Here is an 8,877-nt window from a genome sequence, read left to right on the forward strand (position 1 = left end):
ATCCTAGTCACTGGCGGAGCGGGCTACATCGGCAGCCACGTCGTCAAGCAATTGGGCGAAATGGGCGAGCGCTTGGTGATTCTCGACAATCTCTCCACCGGCTTCCGGGAGGCCGTGCTGTACGGTGACTTGATTGAGGGCGACACCGGCGACGCCGAACTGGTGGGTCGCATCCTGCGGGATTACGAGGTCGAATCCATCCTGCATTTCGCCGCTCATACCATCGTGCCGGAGTCGGTGTCCAACCCGCTCAAGTATTACGGCAACAACACCTGCAAGACCCGCAACCTGCTGCAATGCGCCGCCGAGGCCGGGGTGAAGCACTTCATCTTCTCCTCCACCGCCGCCACTTATGGCATTCCCGACGGCCCGTCCTGCACCGAGTCCTCGCCCACCGCGCCCATCAACCCCTACGGCACCTCCAAGCTGATGAGCGAAACGATGCTGCGCGACCTGTCCGCCGCGTCCGGCCTCAAGCACGTCATCCTGCGCTATTTCAACGTGGCCGGTTCCGACCCGGAGGGCCGCATCGGCCAGTCCACCCGCGCCGCGACGCTGCTCATCAAGGTCGCGGCGGAGGTGGCGGTGGGCAAGCGAGAGAAGCTCTACGTGTTCGGCACCGACTACCCGACGGCGGACGGCACGGGCGTGCGCGATTACATCCACGTCAGCGATTTGGCCGACGCCCACATCCGGGCGCTGGACTATCTGCGGAATGGCGGCGAATCCACCACGCTGAATTGCGGCTACGGCCACGGCTACAGCGTGCGGGAAGTGATCGACGCCGTGAACCGGGTCAACGGCGCTCCCATCACGGTGGAAGAACATCCCCGCCGCGCGGGTGATCCGCCCGAACTGGTGGCGGCGGTGGAGAAAATTCACCAGACCTTTGCTTGGAAGCCCCGCTTCGACGATCTGGACGGCATCGTCAAGACTTCGCTGGATTGGGAGAGGAAGCTTTTGGAACAGCCTTGGGGGAAGTGAGCTGGCCGGAAAGTTTCCATCGCTCCCACGGAGACCGTCGCGGCCATTAAGTTAAGCCATTTGAGCAAGTCTCTACGGCTGGATTTAACCCCCCAACCCCCCTTATCAGGGGGGGGCTTTTTCTCCCTCCCCTGATAAGGGGAGGGGTTTGATCGACGCTAACTTAGGCGATTTCCAGGAAAAGACATACCTGTAGGATGGGTAGAGCGAAGCGAAACCCATCACCCTGGGTCCGGCTCGATGGGTTTCGCGAGTACGCTCTACCCATCCTACATCCGGCTCAACGGTGACAAGCATTTTCGGAAATCGCCTTAATGGCGGTGACGGAGCCGTAGGAACGATGGGACGAAGAACCGTTTCCACTCGTCCGTCTCTAATCCTTCATCCATCTTTCCTTAGCGGAACACGACCATGCTATTTCGAGGCGGACGCGAGAGCGACAACGTGGAGGACCGCCGGGGCGAGGGCTCCGGCGGCGGATTTTCCATCGGCGGGCGCGGCATCGGGATCGGCACGATCCTGGCGATGCTGGTGGCGGCCTATTTTGGCGTCGATCCCCGCATAGTGCTGAGTTTGCTGGAAGGCGGCGGGGCGCCCACCCATCAAGTCTCGGCCCCGGCCCACAAGCCGCCCGCCAACGATGCCGAGGCCAAATTCATTGCTATGGTGCTGGCCGACACCGAGGAAACCTGGCAGGCGTTGTTCCGGCAGGCCGGACGCCAGTATCAAGACCCGAGCCTGGTGCTGTTCACCCACGCCACGCCCACCGCTTGCGGGCTGGGGAAGTCGGCGATGGGTCCGTTCTACTGCCCGCCGGATCAGAAGGTCTACATCGACCTCAGCTTCTATGACGACCTCAAGCGCCGCTTCGGCGCCCCCGGCGATTTCGCCCAGGCCTATGTCATCGCCCACGAGGTCGGCCATCACGTCCAGAACTTGCTGGGCATTTCCGGCAAGGTCCACGCCGCCCAGCAGCGCAGCAGCCCGGCCCAGGCCAATCAATTTTCGGTGCGGCTGGAACTCCAGGCCGATTGCTTCGCCGGGGTGTGGGCGCACCACGCCGACCGGGCGCGGCAGGTGTTGGAGCAGGGCGACATCGAGGAAGGTCTCCGCGCCGCCAGCGCCATCGGCGACGACCGTTTGCAGAAGCAGGCGCAGGGCTACGCGGTGCCGGAGAGCTTCACCCACGGCACCTCGGCGCAGCGGGTGCAGTGGTTCAAGCGGGGGATTCAGACGGGGAGTGTGAAGGGGTGCGATACGTTTGGGACCGGGAAGCCGTGAGCGTGGGGCGGGCGTTTTCCGCTGCATCCGGGCGACGAGTCCGGTTATCCTAGACGCCCAGACACATTGCCACCGGCTCCGACCATGAACGCCATCCTAAAACCCAGCCTCTACGAACAGCTTCTCGCCCTGCCGGAGAATCAAACGGGGGAAATTATCGGCGGGCAATTGCACGTCCAGCCGCGCCCGTCTGGCCCCCATGCGGCAGCGGAATCCGGGCTACAAACCCGCATCGGTGGGCCGTTTCGATATGGTGATAATGGACCGGGCGGTTGGTGGATACTGGTTGAACCCGAAGTTCACTTCGTCCGTGACGTGGAAATCGCCGTGCCGGACTTAGCCGGTTGGCGGCGGGAACGAATGCCGATACTGCCCCAAGACCACCGCTTTGAAATCGTGCCGGATTGGGTGTGCGAAATCCTGTCGCCCTCGACAGCGAAGAAAGACCGAGTGGTCAAACTACCCTGTTATGCCCGCTACGGCGTGGCGTTCGTCTGGCTGGTGGACCCTCGTGAACACACGCTGGAAGCCTATCAGTTGCGGGATGGTGCTTGGACGCTCATCGCGGTGCATAAGGACGACGACGCGGTGAGCGTGCCGCCGTTCGAGGCCATCAGCTTTGTATTGGCGGACTTGTGGGCGTAGGGTGGGTGGAGGCTCCCGCCGACCCCATTTGCTAAGCCGCCGTGCTGTGATGGGTTCCGCTGCGCTCCACCCATCCTATGAATCATGGGTATTCCCCAAAAAACACCCGCTCCACCTCCTCGGGCGCGTTGATCCGCCGCAGGTTTTCAAAGGCCGCTTCCGCCTCCGGGTAGGTGCGGCGCAAATAATTCAGCCATTGCTTGAGGCGCCCGCTGCGATGCTTGGGCTGGACGTGGGGGATGAGCAATTCCCAGAACAAGCGTAGATACGGCAGCAATTCCGGCCAGGGGAGGGCCGCGTCGGTGCCGTGCTTGATGGCGAGCGCCAGGCCGGGATTGGCGACGATGCCCCGGCCCAGCATGACATCGCTGACGCCGCTCATGTCGCGGCAACGCCGGTAATCGTCATGGGTCCAGATTTCGCCGTTGGCGACGACGGGGATGGCGACGGCGGATTGGATGCGCCCGATCCAATCCCAATAGGCGGGCGGGCGGTAGCCTTCGGTTTTGGTGCGGGCGTGGACGACCAGTTCCGCCGCGCCGCCCTCGGCGATGGCCTCCGCGCAGGCGATGGCGAGGCTTTTGTCTTCATACCCTAAGCGCATTTTGGCGGTGACGGGCAGCGCGGCGGGCACCGCGAGTCGCACGGCCCGCACGATGACGTTCAGCCGCGCCGGTTCGCGCAGGAGGATCGCGCCGCCTTGGTGGCGGTTGACGGTCTTGGCCGGGCAGCCGAAGTTGAGGTCGATCCCGGCGGGTTCAAGTTCGGCCAGCCGGGCGGCGTTCAGCGCCATGAACTGCGGGTCGGACCCCAGCAATTGCACCCGCACCGGCACCCCGGATGGGGTTCGGCTGGCGTTTAGCAGTTCCGGCGCGATGCGTTGAAAAGTGCGCTTGGGCAGCACCGAGCCGGACACGCGGACGAATTCGGTCACGCACACATCGACGCCGCCGACGCGGGTCAGGATGTCGCGCAGGACGCAGTCCAGCAGACCTTCCATGGGGGCTAAGAGGATACGCGGGGGCCGGTGGGATGTGGTCAAGGTTTTATCGCTGGTTTCCACGCGCTACATCCAAGCTATGTGCATCTGGAGTCCGAACTTTAGTTTGGGCGTTTTTCAATGGCTTGCGCCGTTGTCCAAACTAAAGTTCGGACTCCAGGTGTGCGTCGGATTCAGGCAATTCCATGGCTTCTTGGTAGATCAATTCGGCGGTGTTCATGGTCGGGTATTCCTGCGTAGATGGAATTAGAGCCTATCCCAATAGGCCGGTTGGAACCCTTCGATACCTCAGGGCGAACGGCCTATTGGAATAGGCTCTTAATGCGTCGGACATTCTCGCTCAACTCAAGCCTACGCCTCCACATACTGCACCGAATCCCCGATCCAGCGCTTAATCAGCGGGTCCACCCGGTCGGGATGTTCCCGCAAGATTAACTCGGCGGTGCTATGCACCGTGTCCATCAAATCCCGGTCGCGGGCCAAATCGGCGACGCGGAACTGCACCTGCCCGGTCTGCCGGGTGCCCAGCAATTCGCCGGGGCCGCGAATCTCCAAGTCCTTCTCGGCGATGACGAAGCCGTCGTCCGAATCGCGCAGTATCCCCAAGCGCTCCTTGGCGGTTAGGGTCAGCGGCGGTTGATAAAGCAGCACGCAATGCGCCTCGCCGGGACCGCGCCCGACCCGCCCGCGCAACTGGTGCAACTGCGCCAGTCCCAGCCGCTCGGCGTTCTCGATAATCATCAGGCTGGCGTTGGGCACGTCCACGCCCACCTCGATGACCGTGGTCGCCACCAGCAAATCAATCTCGCCCGCCTTGAAGGCCAGCATCGCCGCCTCTTTTTCGGCGGGCTTCAGCCGCCCATGAATCAGCACCGTGCGGACCTCCGGCAAGGCTTCGGTCAACAGTTGCGCGGTTTTCTCCGCCGCCTCGGCTTGCAGCAGTTCCGATTCCTCGATCAGGGTGCAGACCCAATACACCTGCCGCCCCTTGCCCACCCAGTCGCCGATGCGGGCCACGATCTCGGCGCGGCGGGTGGTCGGGACCACGATGGTGTTGACCGGCGTGCGGCCCGGCGGGCGCTCGTCGATGACCGACAGGTCCAGGTCGGCGTAGCCCAGCATGGCGAGGGTGCGGGGAATGGGCGTGGCGGTCATGATGAGCTGGTGCGGGTAGAGTCCGTCCCGCGTGCCCTTTTCCCGCAACGCCAAGCGCTGATGCACGCCGAAGCGGTGCTGCTCGTCGATGATGACCAGCCCCAGGCTGTGGAAGCTCACTTGTTCTTGGAAGAGCGCATGGGTGCCGATGACTAGCCCTGCGTAGCCGCTGACGACGGCGGCGAGGGCCAGTTTGCGGTTTTCGCCCTTGGCCCGCCCGGACAGGAAGGCGATTTGCACGCCCATGGGTTCCAGCCATTGGCGGAAGCTGCGGGCGTGCTGTTCGGCCAGCAGTTCGGTGGGCGCCATCACCGCCACCTGATGATTGGACGCCAGCGCCGCCAGCGCCGCGCAGGCCGCGACCACGGTTTTGCCCGAACCCACATCGCCCTGCACCAAGCGCATCATGGGCTTAGGTTGGGCGAGGTCGGTCTCGATTTCGCCGATGACCCTGGCTTGGGCGCCGGTCAGGGTGAACGGCAGGCTGTTGAGGAAGCGCTCGGTGGATTCGGGGTTGGCGATGAGTTCCGGCGCCCGGTGGGCCTGCATCCGCACCCGGAAGCGGCTGAGGCTCAGGTGGTGGGCCAGCAGTTCCTCGAAAGCGAGGCGCTGGCGGGCGGCGATGATTGGCGGGGAGGTTTCGTCGCCGCCGGGGGGCGGCTGGTGCAGGAGTTTCAGGGCTTCCCACAGCCGCAACTGGCCGGGCACGGTGGCGGATTCGGGCAGCCAGTCCGGCAGCCATTGCGGGTGGGCGTAGGCCAGGGCGTGGCCGACCAGCTTCCGCAGGGATTTCTGGTGGATGCCCTCGGTGAGCGGGTAGACCGCCGTCAGGGTGGCGTCGGGCTGGCCGGCCTCGGCGTCGGCCACCAGTTCGTAATCGGGGTGGGTAATCTCCGGGCCGTAGTAGCCTTCTCGCAGTTCGCCGTAGCAGCGCAGCAGCTTTCCCCGCTCGAATTGCCGGTATTGGTTGGGCGAGTAATGGAAGAACCGCAGGTTGAGGTGGCCGGTGCCGTCGGCGATCCGCAGCACCATGGAGCCACGGCCCTTGTGGATGACTTCCACCAGTTCGATGCGGCCTTCCACCAGGGCGTGGTCGCCGACCTTGAGTCCGCCCATGGGCAGGATGCGGGTGCGGTCCTCGTAGCGGAACGGCAGGTGGAACAGCAAGTCCTGCACCGAGGTGAGGCCGAGCTTTTCCAGCTTGTTGAGGGTTTGTATCCCGACGCCCTTGAGCGAGGCGATGGGGATGAGGTCGGGGGTGGCTGTTTCGGGGGCGGCGGTCATAATCCGGCCTTAAACCTGAGGGTTGTGCAGGGTACTCAGCCATTCGTCCGCACTGAGGATGGGGCGGGCGAACGGGTCCTTGAGGCTGAGCAAATCCCGGGCGCCGCTGAGGAGGGCGTCGGCTTGGCCGATGATGGCGAGGCGCGGGAACGGCAGGTCATCGGCGTCCCGGCATTCACACCCCAGGTCCGGCAGGCGGGCGGGCAACGTGACTGTTTCGCAATAGGGTAGATAGTCGGCCAGCAGTTCCCGCTGTTCCGTGGCGGTCAGCTTGAATTTGGGATAGGCGAGGACGCGGATCAATTCGGCGGCGGTGGGCTGGCAGATCAGGGGGCGGCACCAAGCCTTTTGCCAGGCGTGGCGCAGGAGACCGGCTCGCCCGCCGGGAAACACCAAGGCCGACAGCACCAGATTGGTGTCGATGACCAATCGGGGCGGCGGTGGGAAGGGCATCATTCGCCGCCGCGACGCGCCCAGGCCACGGCGTCGGCGATGTCGTTGTCGGTCAGGTTGAGTTCGGCCAGCTTGGCACGGACGGCGTCGCCCCGTTGCAGACGGATCGGGGTCAGCACGATTTGCCCGTTGATGGCCTGCACGTCGAAATATTCCGCCGCGTCCACGGCGTTGGTGATGCTTTTGGGCAGGGTGAGTTGGTTCTTGGCGGTCAGCTTGGCAAGCATGGCGGCGGCTCGCGGGTGAAGTAAGGATTCCTTACTTTAGGGCGGGATCGGGCGAGATTCAAGCCGTTGTTTGGGGCGGGTTGGGCCGGGTATGGGAATACATGCACGACCTACGCGACTGTTCGGCTATCTTGCTGGGCACGCCCATTCGGCTGGTCGCTTACGCCATGCGGGCATCCCCGCCGCCGTTGCGGGGTGGTTCGCTGCCGTTCACCTTGGCGTCGATTTATCTGATTTATCTGGTCAACCTGGGCACGGCGTACAGGGGGCTGCAAGCCGTGCCGCTGCTGTTCCTGCTGACAGGGTGGGCGGAGAGTTACATGCAATTGAAACAGACCGAACCGGCCTTGAAGGGGGAGGCCACGTCCAGTGCGTCGGCGGCGGCGAGGTTTGGGTTTCGGCGGGTGCTTTGAAAAGCGTTCCCCGAGTCGATGCGCATGGTTTACAAAATCTTCCCCTTTCCATGCCAAAGGCCGGGGACGCGCCCCGTCCTCGTCGATTCCTTCCGTGCGAAGCCTCAGTCCTCGCTGGCCCGGATGTCCTCCCCCTTCACCTGAAAGATCACGTACTCGGCCAGATTGTGGGCATGGTGGCCGATGCGCTCCAGCGCCTTGATGACCAGCACCACGCTGATGGCGAAGCCAATGTTGCGGGAGTCCTGGATGATGTAGGTCATCAGGTGACGCAAATCCGCCTGGAATTCCTCGTCCATCTCTTTGTAATGGCTGATGACGCGATGGGCCTTTTCCTCGTTCCACACTTCGAACACGTCCAGGGCGCCGCGCAGGCTGGCGACGGCCAAATCGCCCATCTTGTTCACGTCGCGGAGTAGCTGGGAGCCGGGGTCGCTACCCTCCGGGCCGAAAAGCTGGATGGCGAGTCCGGCGATGCGGACGGCCTCGTCGCCGATGCGTTCCAGGTCGCTGACGCTCTTCGAGACCGCCATGACCATCCGCAAATCCCCGCCCACCGGACTGCGCCGGGCGATGAGCTTGGCGATTTCGTCGTCCGCCGCGACTTCCAATTTATCCACCTCCCGGTCCCAGGCCACGACCTTGCGGGCCAGCGCCACATCGCGCCCCTTGAAGGCGGCCAGCGATTCGCGGACCTGGTTGAGGACCAGCCCGCCCATTTCCAGCACCAGATAATGCAGGTGGCTCAACTCGCCGTCGTAGCGCTTGAAGGTGTGGCCTTCGGTTTTGTCGATCATGTGCTTAGCTCCTGTCCGCGGCGGGCATGGGTTCCAGTGGGGCGGTCGCTGTCCGGCGGGCGGCGCGGCCTTCATAAAAACGGATGGCGGCCTCGCCAATCAACAGGGTGACGGCGGAGGCGCTCAGGCCGGACAGCGGGATGGCGCTGGCCGGATGCCAGTCCAGCAGGCCGGTCAAGTAGGGCGAGGCGGCGGGAACGCCGACGCCCGCCAACACCGCCATCATTTCCGGCACCCGTGCCCGGTCCTCGATGTCCTCGCCGTACAGGTGGGCGATTTCAAGGATGAGGTACAGGTGCATCCGGGTCAGCATGGAACTGCCGCCCACCAAGCCCGCCACCTTTAAGACCGTGCCGACGCCCGGAAATAACTGCGGCAGTTGCAACAAGGCGCCGCCCGTGAAGGACAGCAGGGATTGGGTGTGGGTGATGCGCCGGGCGAGTTTCCGCCTGGATTCGTTTGGGTAGAGTTCCTGCGCCCGCTTCACGATGCGGCGGATTTCGCTTTTGCGGAGGCGCAGGAAGAAATAGAAGAACTGTTCGGTGAGCAGCCCTTGCGGGCGCGGGCGGGTGATGGAAGCGCTCATTTCGGCTGGACTGGGTTGACGGTGCGAAGCGCGGAAGCGTGGGGGGGGGGGG

The 8,877-nt window shown here is 64.1% G+C and carries 10 protein-coding genes; 4 read left to right on the forward strand and 6 right to left on the reverse strand.

Annotation, left to right across the window (positions count from 1 at the left end; genetic code table 11):
- The 3 genes from galE to ACXWUF_RS13545 form a co-directional block, all read left to right on the forward strand.
- Positions 1-984 (forward strand): UDP-glucose 4-epimerase GalE (gene galE, locus ACXWUF_RS13535; RefSeq protein ID WP_458495193.1); only part of this gene is annotated, 984 nt, incomplete at its 5' end.
- Between the two features lie 411 nt (positions 985-1,395).
- A complete protein-coding gene (gene ypfJ / locus ACXWUF_RS13540; protein WP_458495194.1) occupies positions 1,396-2,265 on the forward strand; it encodes a KPN_02809 family neutral zinc metallopeptidase in 870 nt (289 codons plus the stop codon).
- 84 nt (positions 2,266-2,349) lie between these two features.
- A complete protein-coding gene (locus ACXWUF_RS13545) occupies positions 2,350-2,910 on the forward strand; it encodes a Uma2 family endonuclease (protein WP_458495195.1) in 561 nt (186 codons plus the stop codon).
- A gap of 82 nt (positions 2,911-2,992) precedes the next feature.
- On the opposite strand, the gene ACXWUF_RS13550 is transcribed toward ACXWUF_RS13545, so the two are convergent.
- The 4 genes from ACXWUF_RS13550 to ACXWUF_RS13565 form a co-directional block, all read right to left on the reverse strand.
- Complete coding sequence (locus tag ACXWUF_RS13550) at positions 2,993-3,952, reverse strand: tRNA dihydrouridine synthase (RefSeq protein ID WP_458495196.1); 960 nt, start codon at positions 3,950-3,952, stop codon at positions 2,993-2,995.
- Positions 3,953-4,261: 309 nt separating this feature from the next.
- Complete coding sequence (gene recG / locus ACXWUF_RS13555; protein ID WP_458495197.1) at positions 4,262-6,349, reverse strand: ATP-dependent DNA helicase RecG; 2,088 nt, start codon at positions 6,347-6,349, stop codon at positions 4,262-4,264.
- A 9-nt stretch (positions 6,350-6,358) separates the two neighbouring features.
- A complete protein-coding gene (locus tag ACXWUF_RS13560; RefSeq protein WP_458495198.1) occupies positions 6,359-6,805 on the reverse strand; it encodes a putative toxin-antitoxin system toxin component, PIN family in 447 nt (148 codons plus the stop codon).
- Positions 6,802-7,029, reverse strand: a complete 228-nt coding sequence (locus ACXWUF_RS13565) for a hypothetical protein (protein WP_458495199.1) — start codon at positions 7,027-7,029, stop codon at positions 6,802-6,804. Before ACXWUF_RS13565 ends, ACXWUF_RS13560 begins: the two co-directional genes overlap by 4 nt.
- A 101-nt stretch (positions 7,030-7,130) precedes the next feature.
- Between ACXWUF_RS13565 and ACXWUF_RS13570 the strand changes: the two genes are divergently transcribed.
- Positions 7,131-7,442 carry a hypothetical protein gene (locus ACXWUF_RS13570; RefSeq protein ID WP_458495200.1) on the forward strand — a complete coding sequence of 104 codons (312 nt, stop codon included), beginning with the start codon at positions 7,131-7,133 and terminating at the stop codon, positions 7,440-7,442.
- 104 nt (positions 7,443-7,546) lie between these two features.
- Here ACXWUF_RS13570 and phoU read toward each other — a convergent pair whose 3' ends face one another.
- Together phoU and ACXWUF_RS13580 are read right to left on the reverse strand one after the other, a co-directional pair.
- Complete coding sequence (gene phoU, locus ACXWUF_RS13575; protein WP_458495201.1) at positions 7,547-8,239, reverse strand: phosphate signaling complex protein PhoU; 693 nt, start codon at positions 8,237-8,239, stop codon at positions 7,547-7,549.
- Between the two features lie 4 nt (positions 8,240-8,243).
- On the reverse strand, positions 8,244-8,877 hold a 634-nt coding region (locus tag ACXWUF_RS13580; RefSeq protein WP_458495202.1), incomplete at its 5' end, for a hypothetical protein.

Source organism: Methylomagnum sp., from assembly GCF_054333355.1.